This window comes from Actinomadura sp. 6N118, assembly GCF_044326415.1.
Taxonomy (GTDB): Bacteria; Actinomycetota; Actinomycetes; order Streptosporangiales; family Streptosporangiaceae; genus Spirillospora.
On record NZ_JBIRAZ010000017.1, the window covers coordinates 38,719 to 64,055 of the forward strand.

General features: G+C 69.6%; 19 protein-coding genes. 6 read left to right on the forward strand and 13 right to left on the reverse strand.

All coding sequences use genetic code 11. The annotated features are described in order from the left end of the window. Positions 1-199: 199 nt before the first annotated feature. On the reverse strand, positions 200-2,368 hold the full coding sequence (locus ACH34W_RS36495) for an MMPL family transporter (protein WP_395965728.1): 2,169 nt from the start codon (positions 2,366-2,368) through the stop codon (positions 200-202). Between the two features lie 194 nt (positions 2,369-2,562). Next, a complete protein-coding gene (locus ACH34W_RS36500) occupies positions 2,563-4,719 on the reverse strand; it encodes an MMPL family transporter (protein WP_395965729.1) in 2,157 nt (718 codons plus the stop codon). A 156-nt stretch (positions 4,720-4,875) separates the two neighbouring features. Between ACH34W_RS36500 and ACH34W_RS36505 the strand changes: the two genes are divergently transcribed. Then, complete coding sequence (locus ACH34W_RS36505) at positions 4,876-6,024, forward strand: cystathionine gamma-synthase (protein WP_395965730.1); 1,149 nt, start codon at positions 4,876-4,878, stop codon at positions 6,022-6,024. Between the two features lie 120 nt (positions 6,025-6,144). After that, positions 6,145-7,314 (forward strand): alpha/beta hydrolase, encoded by a 1,170-nt coding sequence (locus ACH34W_RS36510; RefSeq protein WP_395965731.1) that lies wholly within the window; start codon positions 6,145-6,147, stop codon positions 7,312-7,314. A gap of 29 nt (positions 7,315-7,343) precedes the next feature. Here the strand turns inward: ACH34W_RS36510 and ACH34W_RS36515 are convergent, their stop codons facing one another. Genes ACH34W_RS36515 through ACH34W_RS36525 form a run of 3 tightly spaced genes read right to left on the reverse strand, consistent with a single transcriptional unit; the run spans position 7,344 to position 11,398 of the window. Beyond that, positions 7,344-7,901: a hypothetical protein gene (locus tag ACH34W_RS36515; protein ID WP_395965732.1), complete on the reverse strand. Its 558-nt coding sequence runs from the start codon at positions 7,899-7,901 to the stop codon at positions 7,344-7,346. 31 nt (positions 7,902-7,932) lie between these two features. Next, positions 7,933-9,972: a hypothetical protein gene (locus ACH34W_RS36520; RefSeq protein WP_395965733.1), complete on the reverse strand. Its 2,040-nt coding sequence runs from the start codon at positions 9,970-9,972 to the stop codon at positions 7,933-7,935. A gap of 13 nt (positions 9,973-9,985) precedes the next feature. After that, complete coding sequence (locus ACH34W_RS36525) at positions 9,986-11,398, reverse strand: sigma 54-interacting transcriptional regulator (protein ID WP_395965734.1); 1,413 nt, start codon at positions 11,396-11,398, stop codon at positions 9,986-9,988. Positions 11,399-11,575: 177 nt separating this feature from the next. Between ACH34W_RS36525 and ACH34W_RS36530 the strand changes: the two genes are divergently transcribed. Genes ACH34W_RS36530 through ilvA form a run of 3 tightly spaced genes read left to right on the forward strand, consistent with a single transcriptional unit; the run spans position 11,576 to position 15,050 of the window. Further along, a complete protein-coding gene (locus ACH34W_RS36530; RefSeq protein ID WP_395965735.1) occupies positions 11,576-12,760 on the forward strand; it encodes an FIST N-terminal domain-containing protein in 1,185 nt (394 codons plus the stop codon). Beyond that, positions 12,753-13,766 (forward strand): ROK family protein, encoded by a 1,014-nt coding sequence (locus tag ACH34W_RS36535; protein WP_395965736.1) that lies wholly within the window; start codon positions 12,753-12,755, stop codon positions 13,764-13,766. The genes ACH34W_RS36530 and ACH34W_RS36535 overlap by 8 nt, the downstream gene beginning before the upstream one ends. A gap of 60 nt (positions 13,767-13,826) precedes the next feature. After that, on the forward strand, positions 13,827-15,050 hold the full coding sequence (ilvA, locus tag ACH34W_RS36540) for a threonine ammonia-lyase (protein ID WP_395965737.1): 1,224 nt from the start codon (positions 13,827-13,829) through the stop codon (positions 15,048-15,050). A 33-nt stretch (positions 15,051-15,083) separates the two neighbouring features. Here the strand turns inward: ilvA and ACH34W_RS36545 are convergent, their stop codons facing one another. The 7 genes from ACH34W_RS36545 to hppD all read right to left on the reverse strand — a co-directional run bounded on the left by ACH34W_RS36545 (position 15,084) and on the right by hppD (position 24,067). After that, positions 15,084-16,520 carry a M1 family metallopeptidase gene (locus tag ACH34W_RS36545; RefSeq protein ID WP_395965738.1) on the reverse strand — a complete coding sequence of 479 codons (1,437 nt, stop codon included), beginning with the start codon at positions 16,518-16,520 and terminating at the stop codon, positions 15,084-15,086. 144 nt (positions 16,521-16,664) lie between these two features. Then, complete coding sequence (locus ACH34W_RS36550) at positions 16,665-18,116, reverse strand: M1 family metallopeptidase (protein WP_395965739.1); 1,452 nt, start codon at positions 18,114-18,116, stop codon at positions 16,665-16,667. After that, positions 18,113-19,564 carry a M1 family metallopeptidase gene (locus tag ACH34W_RS36555; protein WP_395965740.1) on the reverse strand — a complete coding sequence of 484 codons (1,452 nt, stop codon included), beginning with the start codon at positions 19,562-19,564 and terminating at the stop codon, positions 18,113-18,115. Before ACH34W_RS36555 ends, ACH34W_RS36550 begins: the two co-directional genes overlap by 4 nt. A gap of 358 nt (positions 19,565-19,922) precedes the next feature. After that, positions 19,923-21,467 carry a M1 family metallopeptidase gene (locus ACH34W_RS36560; RefSeq protein ID WP_395965741.1) on the reverse strand — a complete coding sequence of 515 codons (1,545 nt, stop codon included), beginning with the start codon at positions 21,465-21,467 and terminating at the stop codon, positions 19,923-19,925. A 138-nt stretch (positions 21,468-21,605) separates the two neighbouring features. After that, on the reverse strand, positions 21,606-22,298 hold the full coding sequence (locus ACH34W_RS36565; protein WP_395965742.1) for an RDD family protein: 693 nt from the start codon (positions 22,296-22,298) through the stop codon (positions 21,606-21,608). 62 nt (positions 22,299-22,360) lie between these two features. Continuing rightward, positions 22,361-22,873 carry a DUF4190 domain-containing protein gene (locus ACH34W_RS36570; RefSeq protein ID WP_395965743.1) on the reverse strand — a complete coding sequence of 171 codons (513 nt, stop codon included), beginning with the start codon at positions 22,871-22,873 and terminating at the stop codon, positions 22,361-22,363. Positions 22,874-22,972: 99 nt separating this feature from the next. Next, positions 22,973-24,067 carry a 4-hydroxyphenylpyruvate dioxygenase gene (gene hppD, locus ACH34W_RS36575; RefSeq protein ID WP_395965744.1) on the reverse strand — a complete coding sequence of 365 codons (1,095 nt, stop codon included), beginning with the start codon at positions 24,065-24,067 and terminating at the stop codon, positions 22,973-22,975. Between the two features lie 122 nt (positions 24,068-24,189). Between hppD and ACH34W_RS36580 the strand changes: the two genes are divergently transcribed. Further along, complete coding sequence (locus tag ACH34W_RS36580) at positions 24,190-24,708, forward strand: Lrp/AsnC family transcriptional regulator (protein WP_395965745.1); 519 nt, start codon at positions 24,190-24,192, stop codon at positions 24,706-24,708. A 26-nt stretch (positions 24,709-24,734) separates the two neighbouring features. Here the strand turns inward: ACH34W_RS36580 and greA are convergent, their stop codons facing one another. Beyond that, a complete protein-coding gene (gene greA / locus ACH34W_RS36585; RefSeq protein ID WP_151565612.1) occupies positions 24,735-25,235 on the reverse strand; it encodes a transcription elongation factor GreA in 501 nt (166 codons plus the stop codon). Between the last annotated feature and the right edge of the window lie 102 nt (positions 25,236-25,337).

A 25,337-nucleotide genomic window follows, 5' to 3' on the forward strand; every position in this document is an offset into this window, starting at 1 on the left:
AGCTGTCGGACCCTTTGGAGGCCGGCCTTCCTGGCCGGCACCGGTCTGCCTGCCTGCGCGCCGGGCGGCTGGCAGGCCCTGAACGTGGCGAAGCGCCGGAGATCGGCTTGATCTCCGGCGCTTCGCTTTCTCACGAAGTTGAATTGCGGCGTGGGGTCCTGGGCGGCTATTTCAGACCTCCACGCCGCAATCCAACGTCTTAGGAGCGGTAACCCGTCGGGACGAAGTCCTCGCGGGTCTCGCCCGGGCCCTCGGCGCTCGGAGGCACCGCCTTGGGCCGGTCGGCGTGCCCCGGCCACCAGGCCTTGTGGCCCAGCATCGCGGTCACGGCAGGCACCAGGAAGATGGCCATGACGAAGGCCGACAGCGTGATGCCCATCGCGATGGAGCCACCCATCTGCTGGAGCATCGAGACCTTCGCCAGCAACATCACCGAGAAGGTGGCCGCCAGGACCAGACCGGCCGCGGCGACGGTCGGGCCGCCGTGCTGGACCGCCAGGGCGGCGGCCTTGCGCGGCTCGTGGCCCTCCTTGGCCTCCTCGCGCAGTCGCGCGGTCATCAGGATGTTGTAGTCGGTCCCGATGGCCAGCACGAACAGGTACAGCATGATCGGCAGGTGGAAGATCTCACCCGGCTGCCCCATCGCGCCCTGGAAGACGAACACCGCGGAGCCCATCGTCGCGGCGAAGCCGAGGAGCACGATCGGCACCAGGTAGAGCGGTGCGACCACCGACCGCAGCAGGACCAGCAGGATGAGCGCGATCAGCACGCCGGCGATCGGGAGGATCACCGAGAGGTCGCGGTTGACGACCTTGTTGATGTCTCCGTAGACGGCGGTGGCACCGCCCACCAGCATCTTGGTCCCGTCCGGTTTGATCTTGTGCGCGGCCGGTCGCAGCTCGTCCTTGACCAGTGCGATGGACGCGTTGCTGTTCGGGTTGCTCTTGAGCAGCAGGTCGATCTGGACCACGTTGCCGCCCGTGCCCGCCTGCGACGGCTGGACGCCGCCCACGCCCGGCAGGGACTTGGCCTGCGCGCTGAAGGCATCGATCTTGGCCTTGGTGATCGGCTGCCCGTCGGTGGACTCCAGGTAGACCTGGACCGGCGTGGTCAGGCCGGGCGGGAAGCCCTTCTGCATCTCCTTCATGGCCTCCGCGGACTCGGTGTTCTGCGGGAAGCTCGCCTGGAAGTCGTAGTCGGCCTTGAACCCGAACGCGCCGGCGGCCAGGACGACCAGCAGGGCGCCGGAACCGAGGGCGACCAGCGCGGGGCGCTTGCCGACCATCCGGCCCATCCCCGCCGAGACCTTGTCCTTGGGCTGCTTCTTCCAGGACTTGGACGGCCAGAAGATCGCCGTGCCGAGCAGGGAGATGAGCGCGGGGAAGAGCGTCAGCGAGGTGATGCCCATGACGACGACGGCGATGGCCAGCGACGGGCCCCAGGCGGAGAAGATGCCGAACGCGGCGAACATCAGCACCAGGAACGTCACGGCGATGGCGGCCGCGGCGGAGGTGATGACCTCGCCGACCCGCTCCACTGTGACGATCATGGCGGTCTTCTTGTCGTCGCCCGCCCGCAGCCGTTCGCGGAAGCGGAAGAGCAGGAACAGGTAGTAGTCCGCGCCGATGCCGAACAGCACGATCGTCAGGATGATCTGGAGGCTGTCGTCACCGGAGAAGCCCAGCAGCTTGGACGCCGCACCGATCACCTTCATCGACACGATCTCGGTCGCGAAGATGACGATGATCGGCAGGATGGCGGCGATCGGCGCCCGGAAGATCAGCAGGATCAGGCCGATGATCAGGATGAACGTGCCGCTGGTGACGAGCGCCAAGGACTGTGTGAAGGAGTCCTCGTTGTCGACGAACGCCGCCGTATCGCCGCCGACCTTGGCGTTCAGGCCGCTGCCCAGCGCACCGGGCAGGTCCTTGCGCATGTTCTTGATCGCCTCGCCCTGGTCCTTCTGGGCGGTCTGATCCGTACCCTTCAGCGACACGTTGATCAGCTGGAACGCCTGGTTGGGCGCCACCGACTGCTGGCCGGTCTGCAGGGCCACCACGGTCTTGTACTTCTTGGCGGTCAAGGCCTGCGTGGCTTGCGTGATCTTGGTGCTGTCGGCGGGTGTGATCTTCGCGCCGTCGGCCCGCTGGACCACGACGAACGCGGTGGCGTCCGCGGCCTGCGGGAACGACTTCTCGGCAAGCTTCGCTGCCTGGATTGACTCGTACTTGGAGGGCAGGAAGTCGGCCTGGTCGGACTTGGTCTCGATACTGGGGGCGAGCCCGACGATGGCGACGGCGGCGACGACCCACGCCAGGATCGTCCACCACGGGTGTCTCACGACGAACCGCGCAAGCCGTGCGAACATTCAGATTCCTTCAATGTGAGATTTGTTCTGCGATACCGGTCAACCGTATGGAACGTTCTCCCGTTTGTGGTCAGCCTGAGCGCCGAACTCTCACCTGTACTTCCGGGGGAGGATCTCCTCCTCCAGGAGGGTGGACCTAGGTCCACCCTCCTGGAGTCAAATCCCTCCTACCAGGCATGACGCCATTCGGGGGTCTATCGGGCGTGCCGCCCGGAGCTGGCGAACTGCTCCTCCAGCGGATCCGGGCCCTTCCGCACCGGCGGCTCGTCGCCGTGACCGGGCCACCACGCCTTGTGGCCGAGCAGCGCGGTGACGGCGGGCACCAGGAAGATCGAGACCACGAACGCCGACAACACGATCCCGATCGCCACCGAGAAGCCGATCTGCTGGAGCATCGAGACCTTCGCCAGCATCATCGCCGAGAAGGTCCCGGCCAGGATGAGCCCGGCGGCGGCGACGGTCGGGCCGCCGTGCTCGACGGCCAGGGCGGCGGCCCGCCGCGGGTCGTTGCCCTCCTTCGCCTCCTCTCGCAGCCGCGCGGTCAGCAGGATGTTGTAGTCGGTGCCGATCGCCAGCACGAACAGGTAGAGGATCGTCGGCAGCTGGAACGTGATCCCGGGTTCGCCCAGTGCACCCTGGAACGTGTAGACCGCCGCGCCGAGTGTGGCCGCGAAGCCGAGCAGCACCACCGCGATCAGATAGATCGGCGCCACCAGGCTGCGCAGCAGCAGGGCCAGGATGAGGGCGATGAGCACCGCCGCCACCGGCAGGATGACCGACAGGTCACGGTTCATGACGTTGTTGATGTCGGCGAACGTGGAGGTCTCCCCGCCGACGTAGGCTCGGGTGCCGGGTGGCGCGGCCTTGTGCACCCCGTCGCGCAGTTCGCCGCGGACCAGCTCGATCGACTCCGCCGAAAGCGGGTTCTCCTTCAGCAGCAGGTCGACGCGGACGACGGACCGGTCCGCCTTGCTCGGCTCCGGCTGCTGGACGCGTCCCACACCGGGCACGTCCTTGGCCTTCGCGCTGAACGCGGCGAGCTGTCCCTGGTCGAGGGCCTGGCCGTCCGCACGCTTGACGTACACCGAGACCGGCGTCGTCAGGCCCGGCGGGAAGCCCTTCTGCATGTCCTTGTTGGCCTGGGCCGACTCGGTGTCCTGCGGGAAGCCGGCGAAGAAGTCGTTGTTGCTCTTGAAGGAGAAGGTGCCGACCGCGAGGCCGATCAGCAGGGCGCCGGAGACGAGGGCGACCACCGCGGGACGCCGCCCGACCAGCCGGCCGAGCGCGGCGGCCTGCGAGCCCTTGGGGTGCTTGCGCCACGCCTTGGACGGCCAGAAGACGGCGGTGCCGAGCAGCGAGACGATCGCCGGGACCAGGGTGAGCGCCGTGATCGCCATGACGGTGACGGCGATCGCCAGCGCCGGGCCCATCGGCCCGAACCCGCCGAACAAGGCCAGCAACATCACCAGGAAGGCGATGGCGACGGCCGCCGCCGCGGAGAAGATGACCTCGCCGACCCGCTCCATCGAGAGGATCATCGCCGTCTTCTTGTCGTCGCCGGCGCGCAGCCGTTCACGGAAGCGGAACAGCAGGAACAGGATGTAGTCGGTGCCGATCCCGAACAGCACGATCAGCATGATGATGCCGAGGTCCTCGCCGACCTCCCAGTTGAAGGCGTTCGCCGCGAACGCGATCAGCCCGTTCACGACCTGCATCGTCGCCGTGATCACCAGCAGTGGCAGCAGGGCCGCGAGCGGTGCCCGGAAGATCAGCAGGATCAGGCCGATGATCAGGACGAAGGTCGCGATTCCCACGATCTCGAAGGACTGGTCGAACGACTTCTCGTTGTCGACCCACGAGGCGACGTTTCCGCCGATCTTGGCGTCGAGACCGCTGCCCGACAACTGGGCGGGCAGCCGATCGCGGGTCTGCCTGACCGCCTCACTCATCTTGTCGTCGTCGTCACCCGTCATCGGCATGCCGATGATCTGGACGGCCTTGTTGGGCGCCACCGTGTCCGGCCCGGTGGTGAAGGTGCGGACCACCGGGGGCTTGGTGCTCTCCAGCGCCTTGGCGATCTGGGTGACCTTGGCGCCGTCGGCGGTCGTGAGCGGCGCCCCGTCGGACCGTTTGACGACGATCAGCGCGGATTCCTCGTCCTGCTGCGGGAACGCCTTTTCGGCGATCTTCGCGGCCTGGATCGATTCGTACTTGCTCGGGAGGAAGTCGGCCGTGTCCTCCTGCGTGGAGATGGCGGGTGCCGTCATGACGATGGCCACGGCGGCGACCAGCCAAGCCAAGATCGTCCACCATGGATGTCTGACGACGACGCGCGCGAGCCATGCGAACATGCGTCTTGTCCTTTAGCTGAGATGTCGGGGGGATGACTAAGACGCTAAAGATCGGATCTCTAGTTGTGGTCCCGCTGTGAAGCCAACCCCGACCTGATACCTGCGGGGTGGTCCCCTCGTCCTCCGGTACCGCCGCGGGTAGGTAGCCTCGTCCTCATGGACAAGGACGTTCACCAGGGATTTGAGACGCTGGCCATCCACGCCGGGCAGGAGGCCGACCCCACGACGGGCGCGGTCGTCCCTCCCATCTACCAGGTCTCTACGTACAAGCAGGACGGCATCGGCGGGCTGCGCGGCGGCTACGAGTACTCGCGGTCAGCCAACCCGACCCGGACCGCTCTGGAGACCTGCCTGGCCGAGATAGAGGGCGGGTCGCGCGGGCTGGCGTTCGCGTCCGGCCTCGCAGCCGAGGACGCGCTGCTGCGCACGGTGCTCAAGCCCGGTGACCACGTCGTCATCCCGAACGACGCGTACGGCGGCACCTACCGGCTCTTCGCGAAGGTCGCCGAGCCGTGGGGAGTGACGTTCGACCCGGTGCCGCTCAACGCCATCGCCGCAGTACGCGCGGCGATCCGGCCGGAGACGAAGCTGATCTGGGTCGAGACGCCGACCAATCCGCTGCTGGGCATCGCCGACATCGCCGCGCTGGCCTCCGTCGCCCACGACGCCGGGGCGTTGCTGGCGGTGGACAACACGTTCGCCTCGCCCTACCTCCAGCAGCCACTGGCTCTCGGCGCCGACGTGGTCGTGCACTCCACCACCAAGTACATCGGCGGTCACTCCGACGTGGTCGGCGGCGCGCTGATCGTCGCGGACCCCGACCTGGGTGAACGGCTCACCTTCCACCAGAACGCGATGGGCGCGATCGCGGGTCCGTTCGACGCGTGGCTGACTCTGCGCGGCATCAAGACCCTGGCCGTACGGATGGACCGGCACTGCGCCAACGCCGAGGCCGTCGCCGGCATGCTGAGCCGCCACACGGCGGTCACCGAGGTCATCTACCCGGGCCTCCCCACCCACCCGGGCCATGAGGCCGCCTCCAAGCAGATGAGGGCCTTCGGCGGGATGGTGTCGTTCCGGATGGCGTCCGAAGAGGCGGCCGTCCGGGTCTGCGAGCGCACCAAGCTCTTCACGCTCGGCGAGTCGCTCGGCGGCGTGGAGTCGCTGATCGAGCACCCGGGCCGCATGACGCACGCCTCCGCCGCCGGTTCGCCGCTGGAGGTCCCCGGCGATCTCGTCCGTCTCTCGGTGGGCATCGAGGACGTCGACGATCTCCTCCGTGACCTGGAGCAGGCCCTCGCCTGACGGCCGGGTGAGCTCGCGCTGTCCTCGCGGTGCCGGAGGGCTCCGTGGGGTTCGGGGGGTCATGGGCGTGATCGAAGCTTTATGATGTGCGCGCCAGATTCCGCCGAGAAAGGGGCTCGAGTGCGCAAGGTACTGGTGGCCGGGGCGGCCTTCGCCGCGACTTGCCTGTCGGCCGTGGCCGTGCCGGCGGGAGCGCAGGCTGACCCTCCCGCGCCCGTGCTGGAGGGTGCTGAGACCTCGTCCACGACGACCGGCGCTCCGTCGCCGCCCGCTCAGTCCGACTCGTCGGTGGTCTCCGCGCGCGCGGTCATCGTGACGCCGAAGCCGCCGAGGCAGCGCACGTACGCGTACGGACGGCACCCGCGCCAACGGGTCGACGTCTACTGGCGTGTCCCGGCGAAGCCCAAGCAGAGCCAGCAGACTCAGCAGGGCCAGCAGACTCAGCAGGGCCAGCAGACTCAGCAGGGCCAGCAGACTCAGCAGGGCCAGCAGACTCAGCAGGGCCAGCAGACTCAGCCAGGCCAGCAGACTCAGCCAGGCCAGCAGACTCAGCCAGGCCAGCCAGGCCAGCAGGCAACGCCGCAGCCGACCCGTCCTGGCGTGCTGCTGCTGCACGGCGGATCCTGGCGCCGGGGGAGCAAGACCGGCTGGAAGTACTTCGCACGCCGCCTGACGACGCAGGGATTCACGGTCTTCGCGGCCGACTACCGGCTGTCCGGCATGGCGCAGTGGCCCGCCCAGCGCACCGACGCGCAGGCCGCGCTCGCGTTTGTCAAGAAGCACGCCAAGACGTGGAACGTCGACCCGCAGCGCATCGTCGTCGTGGGTGCCTCCGCGGGCGGGCAGCTGGCGACGCAGCTGGGCACCGCCGGCACCGGTTCCCAGCAGGTGCGCGGCGTGGTGGCCCTGTCGCCGGTCAACACGCCCTACCTGGCCTACCAGGCCGGCATAGCGGCGACGGCGTCCCGTGCCCAGGGCGGCCTGCGCAACGCGGTCCTCCAGCTCCTCGGCTGCGTGCCGAGCCAGGCCGACCTGGCCTGCTGGGGGCGAGTGGACGACGCCAACTCCGCGACCCATGCCAGCCCGGGCGACGCGCCCATGCTGCTCATGCACAGCGAGGGAGACTTCGTTCCGGTGACCCAGAGCACGGGCTTGGCCAGCGCTCTGCGCGGCGTCGGCGTGCCCGTCACGGTCAAGACCGTGCCGGGGGACATGCACGGCAACGGGCTGTTGAACGACGAGACGGTCTATCCGGCGCTGTTGTCCTGGATCAAGTCCCAGACGGGGTGACGCCGCCCCAGGGCGACCCTCGACATGCCCTAACCGGCTTCTCCGTACCAGACCATCAAGAACAGGATCACCAGCCAGAGCAGCGCGACCACACCCGAGAGGGAGGCGATCCGGCCGCGCTCCACCTGCGCGATGTCGCTCTGCGCTGGAGCCGCTGACGCGGCGCCCTCCTCGGCCTTGTTCTCGTCCTTGCCTTCGCCTTCGTCCTGGTCTTCGGCCTTGGTCGCGCTCCTGTCCGTGCTGGTGGCCGGAGCCGCCTCAGCAGCGGCGACATCCAGCAGGTGGATCGCCTTGCGCTGGTCCCGTTCGATCAGGATCAGCAGGACGAGGGCGACGATGAACAGCGTCAGCGACGCCGTCAGCCAGACCCTCGCGAAGTCGCCGTCGGCGAGGAGGAGACCGAACACGAGGATGCCGAGGGTCCCCAGCCCGTAGATCCGCGTCGTCCGGTTGAGGTACCGGAGCACGACGGTGTTCTGCTTGCGGATGAACCGCGGCGTGGCCATGGTCGCGGCGGTCAGCGGCCCCAGCGCGAAGATCGCAAAGCCGATGTGCACGATCAGCAACAGGCGATCGGATTTCGACATGGCGCCGACCTTAGTGTGCGCCGCGGGCCCGCTAGCGGCGCCCTCGCCGGACTCGGAGATAATCGCTCACCACGTATTCGCCGAGCCGCTCGGCGTCGGGCGCGAAGACGCGGCCGCCGTTGCGCTGCGCGACCTCCTCCACGAACGACACCAGCCGCCGGTCGTCGGCCAGCATGAAGACGTTGAGCGAGGCCCCCCGCCGGGTCATCTTGTCGACCTCGGCCATCGTCAGCACGAGCGTGTCGGCGGACGGCGGGTAGTCGAAGACCGACCGGCCGTCGGACCGCAGATGGGCGGTCGGCTCGCCGTCGGTGACCACCAGCACGATCGGCTCGAAGTCGGGGTGCTTGTCCAGATGACGTCCCGCGATCATCAGCGCGTGGTGGAGGTTGGTGCCCTGGACCATGTCCCAGTCGAGCCCCGTCATCTCCGTCGGGTGCAGTACCCGGGCGTAGTTGGAGAAGCCGATGATCTGGATGGCGTCCTGCGGGTATTTGCTGGTCACCAGGGTGTGCAACGCCAGCGTCGTCTGCTTGGCGGCGGCCCAGGTCCCGCGCAGCACCATCGAGTACGACAGGTCGACGAGCAGGCAGACGGCGGCGGCCGTGCGCCGTTCGGTCTCGTGCACCTCGAAGTCGTCCACGGACAGCCGTACACCGTTGGAGCCGTTCGACCGAGCCCTTTTCAGCGGGGCATCTTCCAGCGGAGCCTTTTCCAGCGCGGTCTTCTCCAGTGAGAGGGCCGGGCGTTCCATGGCATTGCGGTGGATGGCGTTGCCGATCGTACGGACCACGTCGAGAGGCTGCTCGTCGCCGAACCGCCACTCGCGGCTGGAGCCGGTCAGCTCGCCTGCCTGCCCCGCGTCGCGCTGGTCGTGGTCGCCCCGGCGGCCCGCGTCCAGCTGCGCGAACACCCGGCGCAGCGCCGTCTCCCCGAGCCGCCGCACGGCCTTGGGGGTGAGCTCCAGCTTGCCGCGCTTACGCTGCAGGTAGCCCTGCTGTTCGAGCTCCTTCTCGATCCGGCGCAACTCGGCGAGGTCGTCGACCGCCTGACGGCCGAGCGCGCGGCGGACGGCCGCCTCGTCGATGTCGTCCATCCGGGCGCCGGGGTAGTCCTGCCCGAGTGCCGCCTCAAGCTCGGCCAGGTCGGCGAGCTCGGCCAGCGCGGTCGTGGCGTCGCCGACACCCAGCGGGTCCTCGCCGGTCATGCGTTCCGGGGAGCCCCAGCCGAGCTCGGGTCGCCGGGCGCGGAGCGCGTCGTTCAGCCGCGACATCTCCATGGCCAGGCCCGCGTCCTGCATGGCCTGTTCCATCAGCCCGGCCAGCTCCTCGCGCTGCTCGGGGCTCATGGACGCCAGCAGGCGGTCCATGGCCGCCGCGCGGCGGGCCAGGGAGTCGACCAGCTCTTCGAGATTCTGCGGCTGGTCGGGGAAGAAGTCCCCGTACTCCTGCATGAACCGGTCGAAGTCGTCCTGGGTGTGCTCGCCGCGCGCGTCCTTGTCCAGCATCTCGTTGAGCGCGGCCATCATGTCCTTGACCCGCTCCAGCATCTGCGGGTCCTGGGTTTGGAGGGCCTGCTTCATGCCCTGGAACTGCGCGTCGAGGACGTCCCGCCGCAGCAGCTCCTTCAGCCGCTCGAACGTCTCGCGGGCGGCGGCGGAACGCCAGTCGTAGTCCGACAGCCGCCGGATCGCCTGCGAGGTGTCGCGCGGCAGCGTGTCGAGCTCGGCCTCGCGCAGCCGGGCCTCGTCGCCCGGGTCGGGGAACAGCTCCGCGCGCTCCTGCCCGATGGCGGTGTCGAGCAGCGCGCGTGCCTGCTCCAGCGTGCCGTCGAGCCTGCCGCTGTCGCGCAGCGCACGCTGGCGCTCGCGGACCTGCCGGAGCAGATCATCCAGCCCGCGCCGCCCTTCGGCTCCCGGCAGCCCCCGGCGCAGCAGCTCGCGCAGCGCGTCGTCCGGCCGGTTGCCCTCGAGCACCGAGTCGCCCATGGCGTCGAGCGCGTCACGGACGTCGTACGGCGGGGCGAGCGGGTCGGGCCCGTCGTGGTAGGCCCCGTACCGGTAACGGCTCATCAGCGGCCTCGACTCACGTTCGGTAGGTGGCGGTCCCGTCGGCGCGGCCGGACGAGGTGTCCTTGGACAGCCGGCGGGTGAGGAAGAGCCCCTCCAGGGCGAACTCCAGCGCGGCCGCGGCCTGGCCGGGGGACTCCCCGGACAGGTCGAGCCGTTCCATGATCTTGGCGAGGCCGGGCACCGGGCCGATGCGGCGCAGCAGCTCGGCCGACGAGACCAGCTCGCCGGACTCCACGATCTCGCCCGCGTCGAACTTGTCGAGCAGCCCGGACAGGTCGGCGGCGCCGAGGGTGCGGCGGTAGGTCTCGGCGGTCGCGCGGCGCAGCAGGTGTTCGAGCACCTCCTGCTCGCGGCCCTCCTCACTGACCTCGAACTCGACCTTGCCCATGAGCGAGGGCACGACGGCGGGCAGGTCGCACACGCGCGCCACCGGCTGTTCCTCCCCGGTGAGCGCGGCCCGGCGCAGGGCGCCCGCGGCGACGGTCTCGGCGCCCGCGAGCGCGAACCGCGCGGACACGCCGGAACGGGAGTCCACCGCGGTCGACTCGCGCGTCAGGCGGGTGAACCGGCCGATCACCTCCAGCAGGTGTTCGGGCACCTCCGCCTGGAGTTCGTCGATCGCCGCCTCCTGCCGGATGAGGTCGAGCTCGGCGTCCAGCTCCAGCGGGTAGTGGGTGCGGATCTCCGCGCCGAACCGGTCTTTGAGCGGAGTGATGATGCGGCCGCGGTTGGTGTAGTCCTCCGGGTTGGCGCTGGCGACCAGCAGCACGTCCAGGGGCAGCCGCAGCGCGTAGCCGCGGACCTGGACGTCGCGTTCCTCCAGGACGTTGAGCAGCGCGACCTGGATGCGTTCGGCCAGGTCGGGCAGCTCGTTGATGGAGAAGACGCCACGGTTGGTGCGCGGCACCAGGCCGAAGTGCACGGTCTCGGGATCGCCCAGCGTCCGGCCCTCCGCCACCTTGATCGGGTCGACGTCGCCGATCAGGTCGCCGACGGAGGTGTCCGGGGTGGCCAGCTTCTCGCCGTACCGGTCGTCGCGGTGCTTCCACGCGACCGGGAGGTCGTCGCCCGCCTCGTCGGCGAGCCGCCGGCAGCGCACGCAGACCGGCTCGTACGGATGGTCGTTGATCTCGCAGCCCGCGATGACCGGAGTCCACTCGTCCAGCAGCCTGGTCAGCGTGCGGATCAGCCGCGTCTTGCCCTGACCGCGCTCGCCCAGCAGCACCAGGTCGTGCCCGGCGAGCAGGGCGCGTTCGAGGTGGGGGAGCACGGTGTCGTCGAAGCCGACGATCCCGGGGAAGCGCGGCTCGCCGGATCTCAGCCGGACGAGCAGGTTGTGACGGATCTCGGCCTTCACCGACCGCTGAATGTGACCGCTGGTGCGAAGTTCGCCCAGTGTGATCTCGCGAGGTGTGGTTGGACGCACGCGATCGACATTACGTCGCGGATCCGGGGAATCGCACCCTGGTAGCCGGAATCGCCACAAGGCTCGGCACGAGGCTTGGCGGAGGCTTGGGGGGAGGCCTATTTTGGCCAGCGCGATCGAGCAGGGAGACTGAGGGTGTGACCCCATCCGGTGTACGGCTCGAAGGAGGGGAGGCCGATGGCGCGCTTCGGTGACGGCCTGGCCCTCGGACCCGATCTTCCCAACGCCGCCGAATCGGCGGTGAAACAAGCACTCTCGCCGCTGGATGCCCCGCCAGACCTGGTCTGTGTGTTCATTTCCACGAGCGACCCCGATGAGCTCGAGGCCGCCGCGTACCGCGCCATGAACGCGGCCGAGGGCGCCGTGGTGCTCGGCTGCAGCGCCTCCGGGGTGATCGGCGCCGGCCGCGGTGTGGAGGAGGACAGCGCGGTCAGCGCCTGGGCGGCGGTGCTGCCCGGCGCCCGGCTGGAGTCCTTCCGGCTGGAGACCCTGAAGACCGACGACCGCCTCATCGTGGTCGGCATGCCCGAGGGACACGACGACGACGTGGTCGGCGTGCTGCTCGCCGACCCGTACACCTTCCCGGTGGACGCGTTCGTCGAGCGCTCCGACGACGCGATGCCGGGCCTGCCCCTGGTGGGCGGCATGGCCGAGAGCGGCGGGCGCGGCCCCGATCCCGACGGCCGCGGCGGCACCCGCGTGTTCGTCAACGGCGAGATCTTCGACTCGGGTGCGGTCGGCGTCGTGCTGGGCGGCGCGGTCACGGCCGCCACCGTGGTCAGCCAGGGCGCCCGCCCGATCGGCCCCGACATGATCGTGACCAAGGCCGACGAGAACGTGCTGTACGAGCTGGCCGGCACGCCCGCGCTGGACAAGCTGGAGCAGATCGTGCTGGGCCTGCCGGAGGAGGAGCAGGAGCTGGCCGGGCGCGGGCTGCTGATCGGCGTGGCCATGGACGAGTACGCCGAGGAGCACGAGCACGGCGACTTCCTGGTCCGCGGCGTGGTCGGCGCCGACACCGACAGCGGCGCCATCGCGATCGGCGACGTGGTGGAGGTCGGCCGGACGGTGCGGTTCCAGGTGCGCGACGCGGGGGCCGCGGACGAGGACCTCGCGGCGCTGCTCGACCGCTTCGAGGTCGGCCCGGTCGAGGGTGCGCTGCTGTTCTCCTGCAACGGGCGCGGCCGGACGATGTTCCCCGACTCCGACCACGACGCGCAGGTCCTGAGCCGTATGTTCGGGGACGTGGGGGTCGGCGGCTTCTTCGCGGCCGGGGAGATCGGCCCGGTGGCCGGCCGCAACCACGTGCACGGTTTCACCGCCTCGATCCTGGCGTTCGGCCCGGCGGGCCGGGATGACTGACCCTGGCACCGGCTTCTCCTCGGCAGGGAAGGGGGCAGCCGCCGGCAAAGGGGAAGCCGCCGGCCCGCCCGTGATGGCGATCGACATCGGCGGGACGAAGATGGCCGTGGCGGTGGTGGAGCCCGGCGGGCGCATCGCCGCGTACGACCGGATCGCCACTCCGAACGACGTGGGTGTGGACGCGGAGGGGCTCTGGCGGACGCTGGAGTCGTTGCTGGACAAGGTCGCCGCCGACGCGGGCAGCTCGGGTTTCGCGGGAGTCGGCGTGGGCTGCGGCGGGCCGATGACCTGGCCGGCCGCCGACGTGTCGCCGCTCAACATCCCCGCCTGGCGCGACTTCCCGCTGCGGAGCCGGCTGCGGTCGCGGTACGCGGGCCTTCCCGTACGGGTCCACAACGACGCGATCTGCGTGGCCGTCGGCGAGCACTGGCGCGGCGCGGGACGCGGCCGCGGCAACGTGCTCGGCATGGTGGTGTCCACCGGGGTGGGCGGCGGGCTGGTGCTGGGCGGGCACCTGATCGACGGTGCCACCGGCAACGCCGGCCACATCGGCCACGTGGTCGTCGACCCGGAGGGGCCGCCATGCGTGTGCGGCGGCCGGGGCTGCCTGGAGGCGATCGCGCGCGGCCCGGGCCTGGTGGCCTGGGCGCAGGAGCAGGGGTGGCGCCCGGGCCGGCAGGACGCCACCGGCGTTGACCTGGCCGCCGACGCCCGCCGCGGCCACCCGGTCGCCGAATCCGCCATGGTGCGGGCCGGGCGTGCGCTCGGCATCGCGATCGCCTCGGCCACGCACCTGTGCGACCTGGAGGTCGTCGCCATCGGCGGCGGCCTGTCGCAGGCGGGCGCGATGCTCTTCGACCCGCTGGAAGAGGCGTTGCGGACCCACGCGCGGATGGGCTTCGCCCGCCAGGTGCAGGTGGTCCCCGCCGCCCTCGGCCAGACCTCCGGCCTCATCGGGGCGGCCGCCCTGATCTTCGCCTCCGATCGTTACTGGAACGCGGACTGAGCCGGCTGAACGGTTCGTCCGCTGGTCGGGGCGGGTCGCCCGGGGTGAGAGGATGCGGGCATGGACCTCGTCAGCGCGGATGAGATCCGCGCGGCCCAGGAGCTGCTGCGCGGAGTGATCATTCCCACTCCGCTGATCCACTCTCGGGTGCTGTCTGAGATCGTCGGCGGCCCCGTCCATCTCAAGTGCGAGAACCTGCAGCGCACCGGCTCGTTCAAGATCCGCGGCGCGTACGTGCGCATCGCGCGGCTCAGCGACGACGAGCGTGCCCGCGGCGTGGTCGCGGCGAGCGCCGGCAACCACGCGCAGGGCGTCGCGCTGGCCGCGACCACGCTCGGCTGCAAGGCCACCGTGTTCATGCCCGAGGGTGCGCCGCTGCCCAAGGTGGCCGCGACCCGCGGCTACGGCGCGGACGTGATCTTCCCGGGGCCGACGGTCGACGAGTGCCTGGTGGCCGCGCAGACCTACGCCGACGAGACCGGCGCCGTGCTCATCCACCCGTTCGACCACAAGGACGTGATCACCGGGCAGGGCACGATCGGCATGGAGATCGCGGAGCAGTGCCCGGACGTGCGCACCGTCGTCGGCGCGATCGGCGGAGGCGGGCTGATGTCCGGCGTCGCCGCGGCGATGCGGGCGGTGTCGCGCGAACGCGGCGGGCCCGACATCAAGGTCGTCGGCGCCCAGGCCAAGCGGGCCGCCGCGTTCCCGCCGTCGCTCGCCGCCGGCCGTCCGGTCCGCGTCGAGGTCAACCCGACGATGGCCGACGGCATCGCGGTCGGCGCGCCCGGCGAGCTCACCTACGAGCTGGTGAACGAGCTGGTCGACGCCGTCGTCACGGTGACGGAGGAGTCGATCTCACAGGCCCTGCTGCTCTGCCTCGAGCGCGCCAAGATGGTGGTCGAGCCGGCGGGCGCGGCGGGCGTCGCCGCGCTGCTGGAGCACTCCTACGCGGTCCGCACGCCCGTCGTCGCGCTGCTGTCGGGTGGCAACGTCGACCCGTTGCTGCTGGCCAAGGTGCTGCGCCACGGGCTGGCCGGGGCGGGCCGCTACATGGTCGTCCGCTGCCGCCTTAAGGACCGCCCCGGCGCCCTGGTGACGCTGCTCAGCGAGCTGGCCGAGCTGGGCGTCAACGTGCTGGACGTGATGCACGAACGGGTCGCCGCGCGCCTCCATGTCGAGGAGGCAGAAGTGCTGCTCCATCTGGAGACGCGCGGCTCCGACCACGGCGAGGAGGTCCTCGGGCGGCTCCGCGCCAAGGGCTACACCCTGACGTTGAGCTGACCTGACGTTGAGCTGAGCCGCCCGAGACCTGCGTCAGAGGGTTGGCTTACCGCTCGTATAGATCCACTTCTGGAAGAGGTCGTCCAGCTGCTTGCCGGAGGTCTTCTCGGCGAAGCGGATGAAGTCCGCCGTGCTGACGTTGCCGTACCGGTTGACGGTCGGCCAGGCCTTGGCCAGCTTGAAGAACTTCTCGTCACCGATCGTCTTGCGGAGCATGTGCAGCGTCAAGGCGCCGCGGTCGTAGACCGTCGAGTGGAAGATGTTGTCCCGGCCGGGGTCGGCGGTCTTCGGCTTCCAGAGGTCGTTGTCGGCCGGCGTGGCGTACACCTCGTCGAAGGACTGCTGGACCGGCTTGCCCGTGTACTTCTCGAAGTACAGCCACTCGGAGTAGGTCGCGAAACCCTCGTTGAGCCAGATGTCGGCCCAGCGCTTCGGCGTCACGCTGTCCCCGAGCCACTGGTGGGCCAGCTCGTGGATCAGCAGGTCCGGCCGCGGGATCGTGCCCGGCCGCCGGGTGAGGTCGTAGATCGGCCTGCCCTGGGTCTCCAGCGCGTAGCCGATGCCCGCCTTCACCGCGATGCCGCCGGTGGAGGAGAACGGGTAGCGGCCGTAGATCGTGGCCAGGTAGTTCTGGAAGTCTCCGGTCTGCTTGTTGAAGTCCTTGGCCAGTGCCGCCGAGATGCCGAGCTGCTGGTCGGTGGCCGTGATGTTGGGCATCGTGCCGTGCGACGTGGTCTTGAGCCGGGTCTTGAGCACGTCGTACTTGCCGATCGCGATCATGCTCAGCTCGCTGGCCATCGGCTGGCGCATCTTCCAGCGCGAATAGGCGAGCCCGCCCTTGGTCCACGAGCCGGCCGGGTCGCCGCCGGCCAGCGACGTCAGGCCCTTGGGCGCGGCCAGCGTGATGGTGTAGGTGGCCTTGTCGAGCGGGGTGTCGTTGACCGGGTAGACCGTCGCGGCGCCGATGGGCTGGTTGACCATGAGCGCGCCGTCGGCGGTCGGCACCCAGCCGGAGACGCCCAGCGCCGGGTCGTTCACCGTCTGCGGCACGCCGGAGTAGGCCACCGTGACCGCGAAGCGCTTGCCCTTGCGCAGGCCCTTCGGCGGCGTGATCTCAAGCTCCTGGGCGCCGGTGCGCTTGTAGGCGGCCTTCTTGCCGTCCACCCGCAGCGCCGAGATCTTCAGCGGGCCCAAGAAGTCCAGGTTGAACCGCGACAGGTTCTGCGTCGCGCGTGCCTTGATCTGGGTGACGGCCTGGATGTTCTTGGTCGCCGGGTTGTACTTGAGTCCGATGTCGTAGTGGGCGACGTCGTAGCCGCCGTTGCCCATGTCGGGGAAGTACGGGTCACCCGCACCGGGCGCGCCAGGGGTGAAACGGGCGGCCGTAGCCTGGGCTGGGGCCGCTGATACAAGAAGGCCCGCAGTGGCGGTCAGCGCCACGGTGGCCAGAACCTTGGGGGATTTGCTCATCGACCTCGTCCTCGGAGGAGTCGTCTTAACAGCCCCAAGAATTTCGGGAGATCAATGGGCGTGCAAGCGCGATTTGATCTCAAATCGGCCAGTTCGGGCCAGCTTTTCCGGTCAACGGCCCAGCCGGGCGGGGTGGTCCTTCGTTCAGCGGAGACTCGGCTTGCCCTGGGCGAACAACCACTTGTCGAACAGCCCGTCGAGTTCCCGGCCCGAGACGCGCTCGGCGAGCTTCCGGAAGTCCGCCGTGGTGGCGTTCCCGTGCGCGCGCTCGGCGGTCCAGGTGCGGAGGATCCGGAAGAACACGTCGTCGCCCACGGTCTTGCGCAGCATGTGCAGGGTCATCGCTCCGCGGGTGTACACAGGGAAGCCCGCGAAGAGCTGTTGCCGCCCCGGCGCCCCGGTTGGGGCCTTCCAGCCCGCGAAGTCGCCGGGCTTTGAGTACGCAGCGTCGAAGAGAGCCTCCGCCTTGGGTCCGCCGTGCTGCTCGCTCCACAGCCACTCGGCGTACGTGGCGAAACCCTCGTTCAGCCAGATGTCCTGCCAGCGGTTGATGCTGACGCTGTTACCGAACCACTGGTGGGCCAGCTCGTGAACGATCAGCGTCATGTTCGCACCGCCGGGGTACACCGGCCGGTTCTGCGTCTCCAGCGCGTACCCGACCCGCACGTCGTCGATGACCCCGCCGGTGGAGTCGAACGGGAACGGCCCGAAGTGGCGGACACCCCAGTCGGTCACCTTGGCGGTGAGTTCCTGGAAGAGCTTGGGGCTGTTCTGGTTGGAGCTGTCGACGGCGACGAACGACCGGACGCCGCCCGGCGACCGGTCGTCGAGCGTCTTGAACCGCCCGATGGCGACGAGTGCCAGGTAACCGGCCATCGGCTTGCTGGAACGCCACTTGAACGTGCTCGTCGGGCCGATGTTCGCCGAACCTTCGAGCTCGCCGTTCGCCACCACCTTGAGTCCCTTGGGCACGGTGATGGTGTACGCGTAGGTGGCCTTGTCCGCCGGGTGGTCGTTGAGCGGGAACCAGTACGCGGAGCCGACCGGTTGCGAGAGTGTGACGGCGCCGTCGCCGGTGGGGATCCAGCCGGACCGGCCGAGCCCGGGGGCCTTCAGTTGCCGCGGCGACCCGGCGTAGGCCACGGCGACCGAGAACCGGGCCCCCTGCGCGATGCCACCGCGTGGCGTGATCTCCAGCTCTTGGCCGCGCCGCGCGAACGAGGCCGCCGCACCGTTCACCTTCACCGAGCTGACCTTGTGGCCGATGAAGTCCAGATTGAACCGCTTGAGGTTCTGCGTCGCGTTCGCCGTGATCGTGGTGGTGCCGGCGAGATGCTGGCCGCGCGGTGTGTAGCGCAGCCTGATGGAGTAGTGCGCGACGTCGTAGCCGCCGTTCCCGGCGTTCGGGAAGTACGGGTCACCGATGCCGGGCGCACCCGCTGAGGACGTCCCGGAGGCCGCCTGTTCGGGCCCTGGCGTTCGGCCCGGGGCGGGGCGTCCGGCGGTACGGTCCGGAGCGTCGTCGGGCAGGGCGGCGGCGCCGAGCGCCGATGTCAGGAGCAGCGCGGCCGTACTGGTCGCGGCGGTCTTCTTCACCACTTCTTCGGCTTGCCCTTCGTGAAAAGCCAGACATTGAACAGCTTGTCGAGTTGCTTACCGGAGACCTTCTCGGCGTGCTCGACGAACTGCGGGGTGGTCGCGTTGGAGTCGCGGAACGTCGAGGCCCAGGTCTTGAGAGTCGTGAAGAAGGCCTTGTCGCCGACCCTCTGGCGGAGCGCCTGCAGCGTCATGGCGCCGCGGATGTAGACCGAGAAGCTGAACAGGTCACGGCGGCCGGGTTTGCCCGGCGGCGGATTGAAGATCGGTGACGAGCCCGGCTGCCGGTAGTAGCGCTTGAAGATCTTCTTGGTGGAGTCCTTCTTGCCCCGCTCGCGCCACAACCACTCGGCGTACGTGGCGAAGCCCTCGTTCAGCCAGATGTCCGGCCAGTTCTTGAGGCTGACGCTGTTGCCGAACCACTGGTGGGCCAGTTCGTGCACGATGAAGGCGTCGTCGGGCGCGAACCCGGCGTACACCGGCCGCTCCTGCGTCTCCAGCGCGTAGTCCAGCCGCGGGTCGTCCACGATGCCCCCGGACGTGGCGAACGGGTACGGCCCGAAGACCGAGGACCCCCACTTGAGGGCGCTGACCGTGGTCTTGTGCAGGGCCGCGGCGGACTTCTTGAACCGCGGGTCCACCGCGGTGATGACCGGCGTCCTCCCTGCCATGCTGCGCTTCACCCGGAACTTGCCGATCGCCAGCATGGCCAGGTACGGGACCATCGGCGACTTCTCGGCCCACGCGTAGGTCGTGGTGGCGCCCTGCCGCACGGTCCGCCCGGGAGTGCCGTTGGCGATCGCCCGCAGGTTGCGGGGCACCGTGATCCGGTAGGAGTAGGTGGCCTTGTCGCTCGGGTGGTCGTTGACCGGCATCCAGGTGGGCGCGCCGTCCGGCTCGGCGACGACGAGCGCGCCGTCCCTGCTCGGCACCCAGCCGTACGTGCCGAGCGAGCCATGGCGCACCGGGCCTGGCCGCCCGGAGTAGCGGACCACGGTCGTGAACCGCGTGCCCGAGGCGAGGGAGGAGGCGGGCGTGATGGTGAGTTCCTGGCCCTTGCGGCGGTACGCGGCGCGCTGGCCGTTGACGGTGACGTCGAGGATCTTGGGGCCGCGGTAGTCCAGATTGAAGCGCGACAGGTTCTGCGTCGCCATGGCGGTGACGGCCACGGTCGCGTCGACCCTGCCGCCCTTGGGCGTGTACCTGAGCGCCACGTCGTAGTGCTGCGCGTCGTAGCCGCCGTTGCCCGCGTCACGGAAGTACGGGTCGCCCAGATTGGCGGATCCCGGCTTGCCGGTGTCCGGCTTCTTCACTACCGGGCCGGGAGTCGCGCCCGGCGGCGGATCGCACTCGCCCAGCGCGGTGCTGGTCCCTGGGGGTGTGTCAGGGCCGGGTTCCGCCGCGGGAAGGCGGGTCGGTGCGGCGGCCCCGGGCGGCGGTACTGCCATACGGCGGAACCGCCGTTCCCCAGCGGGTGCCGGTGTCGCTGCCGGTGCTGCCGAAGGCGGTGCAGCCGGTGCCGGTGTCGCTGCCGGCGCAGGTGCAGGTGCAGGCGACGACGTAGGCGGACAGGGTGTGGCGTCCTGCGGAGCGGCGGATCCTGAAGCCGTCGCAGTCTCACTGCCGTTGATCGATACCAGCACGGCGGCGGCGGTGGCCGCCGCGGTCATACGTCCCCAAGGCCCGTTCACCCGGCCAACATTGCTGGTCGCACCGGCGCGACGTCGCGGCACTTGCCCGGGCTTTCCCGATCTCTTGCCACCCGTTCACCCGCAGAAGACGAACCGGATCAAGGTGCGGGACGGATCACAGCGCGGGGCGGCCCCGCTTGAAGACCCACGCGTCGAAGAACGAGTCGAGCTGCTGGCCGGACACGCGCTCGGCGACCTCGATGAACTGCGGGGTCGTGGCGTTGGAGTGGCGGCGCTCCTTGGCCCAGGTCTTGAGGATGCTGAAGAACTTCTCGTCGCCGACCTTCTTGCGCAGCGCGTGCAGCGTCATCCCGCCGCGGTCGTACACCGAGCGCCCGAACATGTTGGCGCGCCCGGGGTTGCCGGGCGGGACGTTCCAGAGCTCCCGGTTGCCGGCGTCCTCGTACAGGCCGTCGAACTTCTCCTGGAGGGTCTCGTTGCCGATGCGCTCGGCCCAGATCCACTCGGCGTACGTGGCGAAGCCCTCGTTCAGCCAGATGTCCTGCCACTTGGTGACGCTGACGCTGTCGCCGAACCACTGGTGCGCGATCTCGTGCGCGATGATCGTCTGGTCCGCGCCGAGCGCGCTGTAGACCGGCCGGGTCTGCGTCTCCAAGGCGAAGTTGACCGCCGCGTTGTCGACGATGCCGCCGGTGGAGGAGAACGGGTAGGGGCCGAACAGCTTCACCAGCTCGTCGGTGACCTCGGCGTTCTTGGCATGGAAGGTGTCCAGCGGCACGGCCGACACCGAGGGGTCCACGGCCGTGATGATCGGGATGCCGCCCGGGGTCTTGCCGGTCTTCACGCCGAACCGGCCCACCGTCACCGTGGCGAGATAGGTGGCCATCGGGTCCTTGACCTGCCAGGTCGTCGTGACCGCACGCCGGCTCTTGGCAGCCGATGCCGCAGCCGGGACGACGTCCGGGCCGTCACCGCTGCCCGGAGTGACCGAGCCGCCGCCGCTCGGCACCTTCGACGTCGGCTCGCCGTTGGCCATCGCCGTGAGGCCCTCGGGCACCGTGACCTCGAAGTCGAACGTGGCCTTGTCGCTGGGGTGGTCGTTGCTCGGGAACCAGGTGTGGGCCCCGCTCGGCTGGCAGGCCACGAAGACCCCGTCCGAGGTGCGGATCCAGCCGTACCGGCCCAGGATCGGGTCAACGACCGGCTGCGGCGTGCCCGAATAGCGCACCGACACGGTGAACTTGGCGTTCTTCTCCAGCGCCTTGGCCGGGGAGACGATCAGCTCGCTGCCCTGCCGCTGCTGCTGCGCCGGAGCCCCGTCCACCGTGACCTGGGTGACGTCGAGGCCGGTCAGGTCGAGGTTGAAGCGGCTCAGCCGCTCGGTCGCGGTGGCGGTGATCTCGGCCGTGCCGTCGAGCTCCTTGCCGCCGCCCGGCGTGATGGCGAGCTTCAGCTTGTAGTGCTGGACGTCGTACCCGCCATTGCCGTCACCCGGGACATAGCGGTCACCCGCGCTGTCCGGCCCGCTCGGCCCACCCGTCGGGGACGTCGGGACCACCGGCAGGCTCGGCTCGGCGGAGTCCCTGTCACCGATCGTGACCTGGCAGCCCGTCAACGCCCCGGCGACGGCCAGCGCGGCCAGCCCATGCGAGGCAGGGCGGCGGGAAAGGGGGCTGCGGAAACGTCCGGCCGAAGTCACGTTGCCCAGACTGCCTTCGACTAGGCACTCTGGGCAACTTGGATCAACCGCCCAACCCGGTCAGTCTCTGTGGGGGATACCCCCACACCCCCAGAAGGGCTCGCTGACCGGCAATCCTCGCTTCGCTGCGGTTGCCGGTCAGCGAGCCGCATACGGATCGGGTGCACCTGGCTGGACCTTGACCACGACCGTGCGCGCGACCTTGTCGTGCAGCGCCTGCCGCCGCGGGTCCCCCAGGATCCACGCCACGTCGATGATCCCGCCCACGCAGCAGCAAACTATGAGGACCACGGTATAGAGACCCGCACGGCTGAGGGCCTGGCTGTTGTCGACGGCGCCGCCGTCCTCCTCCCGGACGACCCGGATGCCGAGGGCCTTCTTGCCCAGCGTCTGGCCGTACTTGCGGGTCATGAACCAGAAGTAGAGGAACACCAGGGCCAGGATGATGAGGTTCGCGAGGCCCGTTCCGGGCGAGTACGTCACCGTCTCCGCGCCCGGGTCGAGCACGCGCCGGTCGACGAGGGGCAGCGAGACGAGGCTGGTCACGACAATGAGCAGCAGCAAGTCGATCAGACCGGCACCGAGACGCCGGCCGATGCTCGCCAGTCCCGCAACGGGATCGACGTAACCGCTGTCCCCGCCCCCGTAGCTGGGCAACTCGCCGGGAGGCGGCTGGTCGCCATGCGGAGGCTGTTGCCCGCCTCCATAGCCGCCCGCGTACGGAGGCGGCGTCTGAGGTTGGTCTCCTGGGTGCGACGGCTGATCTCCTGGGGAAGGCGGCTGGTCGTCCGGCTGCTCCCCGGATGCGGGATCGTGCGGCGGTTGGTTCATGCCGAAAAGGTCGGCGTGCGGGCAGGCTCACAAACGCACCCGAGTGCACATATGGACGGGCGTTAACCCGATATTGACCCCGTCAGCATGGCGACGTCTTCGCTGGCCGCCCCGATCACAAAAAGGAGCCAGTAGGCGATCCACCCCAGGAGCCCCACGTACCCCAGGACGAGGCCCGTGATCGCCAGCCCCAGCCCGGCCTCGCCCGTCTTCTTGATCTGGCTGAGCGCGAGGTGCCCCAGCACGATCGCCGCGATGGGCACGATCAACACGCATCCCGCGAGGATTCCTACGATCCCCGCGATCAGGCTCCCGATCGCCAGGGCGTTGGTTCTTCCCGGCGCGGGCGCCTGTCCGTATGACGGCACCTGCCCGTAATCCCGCTGCTCCTGGTACGAGGGGGGCGGCTGCTCGCCGAAAGGCGGCAGCGGCTGGGGAGCTGTCCGCCCGTAAACCGGGAGCTGCGGCGGCTGCTCACCTTGGTCCCCCGGCTTGTTAGAGGACGGCGGCTTGTCCTGCTCGGGCTTGTCATCCGGCTGCTCCCCGGGCGCGGGATCGTGCGGCGGTTGGCTCATGCCGACAAGGTGAGCCCGCGCCCGGCTGTTCAAACACCGACACGCCTCGTCAAGGGCAAGGTTTTCCCGAACGAGGACCAGAAGTGGATCAGTCCCGGCTCACAGGTTGCCGCGGCGCTCCTGCTCGCGCTCGATGGCCTCGAACAGCGCCTTGAAGTTGCCCTTGCCGAAGCCCAGCGAGCCGTGCCGTTCGATCAGCTCGAAGAAGACCGTCGGGCGGTCCTGCACGGGCTTGGTGAAGATCTGCAGCAGGTAGCCGTCCTCGTCCCGGTCGACGAGGATCTTGCGCTGCTGGAGCTCCTCGACCGGGACGCGCACCTCGCCGATGCGGGAGCGGAGCTCGGGGTCCTCGTAGTAGGAGTCCGGGGTTTCCAGGAACTCGACGCCGGCGGCGCGCATCTGGTCGACCGAGGCCAGGATGTCGCCCGTGGCCAGGGCGATGTGCTGGACGCCGGGGCCGCCGTAGAACTCCAGGTACTCGTCGATCTGGGACTTGCGCTTGCTCTCGGCGGGCTCGTTCAGCGGGAACTTGACCTTGCGGGTGCCGTCCGCGACCACCTTGGACATCAGTGCGGAGTACTCGGTGGCGATGTCGTCGCCGACGAACTCGGCCATGTCGGTGAAGCCCATGACACGGTGGTAGAAGTCGGCCCACTCGTTCATGCGCTCGACGTTGCCGACGCAGTGGTCGATCGCCTGGAAGTAGCGCTTGGTCGCGGGGGGTTCCACGATCGGGTCGGCGGCCTCGAAGCCGGGCAGGTAGGGCCCGGAGTAGTTGCTGCGGTCGACGAGGGTGTGCCGGGTCTCGCCGTACGTGGCGATGGCGGCGAGCACGACCTTGCCGTGGTCGTCCTCCATGACGTACGGCTCCGCCAGGCCTGTGGCGCCCATGGCGAGGGCGTGCCGGTAGGCCGCCTCCGCGTCGGGGACTTCGATGGCGAGGTCCACCACGCCGTCGCCGTGCTCGGCGACGTGACGGCCCAGGTCGGTGCCCGCCCGCACCGGGCCGCGGAAGACGAACCGGGCGCCGCCGGACTCCAGAACGTGCACCGCCTCGTCGGGACTGCCGTTCTCGGGGCCGCGATAGGCCACCCGGCGCATCCCGAAAGCGGTCGAGTAGTAGTGCGCTGCCTGCTTGGCGTTGCCGACGGCGAAAACGACGGCGTCCATGCCCTTGACCGGGAACTCATCCATGCCCCCAATGTCGACAATCGCCTACAGAGTGCGCAACAGTGGTCTGAAACACTGGGCAATCTGCCTAGTAACTAGCGGGTAGTGCCGGACTTTCTGTACATGGTGACCATGGGAGGGCCGGGGTGGGGATCGACGACCTGGACGCGCGGCTCCTGGAGTTGTTCGCCGGCGAGCCGCGGATCGGCGTACTGGAGGCGTCGCGGCGGCTCGGCGTGGCGCGCGGCACGGTGCAGGCGCGGCTGGACCGGCTGGTGCGGGACGGCGTGATCCGGAGCTTCGGGCCGGAGGTCGATCCGGCCGCACTGGGTTACGGGGTGACCGCGTTCGTGACCCTGCAGATCAGGCAAGCGGGCGGGCACGATCCGGTGGCGGAACGGCTGGCCGGGGTGCCGGAGGTGATCGAGGCGCACACGATCACCGGCGGCGGCGACATGCTCTGCCGCGTGGTGGCCCGCAGCAACCAGGACTTGCAACGGGTCATCGACATGATCGTCGATGTGGAGGGCGTGGAGCGGGCGTCCTCAGTGATCTCGCTGGCCACCCAGGTCCGGCAGCGCACGCTGCCGCTGGTCAGGGCGGCGGCCAGAAGGCCGGGGAAAACCGCCGGTCCGCCGCCCCGGATGGAGCGGCGGACCGTCTAGAGGCTTGGCTTTCCCGGCCTGGAAGGTTATGCGCCCTGGTACGGCGTGGCGTCCAGGATCTCGACGGTCATGCTGCGACCGTTGGGCAGGGAGTACGACGCCTTCTCGCCCACCTTCTTGCCGTTGATCGCGGCGCCCAGCGGGGACTTGGGGGAGTAGACGTCGATGGGAGCACCGCTCTCCTCGCGGGAGGCGAGCAGGAAGGTGACCTCCTCGTCGTCCCCCTCGAAGGAGATCGTGACGGTCATGCCCGGGCCGACGACCCCTTCGGTGCGCGGGGCCTCGCCGACGCGCGCGTTCTCCAGGATGCTCTGCAGTTGGAGAATGCGACCCTCGATCTTGCCCTGCTCCTCCTTGGCCGCGTGGTAGCCGCCGTTCTCGCGCAGGTCGCCCTCTTCCCGCGCCGCCTCGATCTTCGCTGCGATCTCGATGCGGCCCGGGCCCGACAGATGGTCCAGCTCAGACTTGAGCCGGTCGTACGCCTCCTGGGTCAGCCAGGTGACGTTGTCAGCGCGGGTCTCGGTCACGGATACTCCTCATCCACATGAAATGCGGCCGGGTGAAACCTCTAGCCTATCCGGTGTGTGGAGGTAAAGGTTCCCCCTTGAAGCCCTGTGCAACCGGCCAAT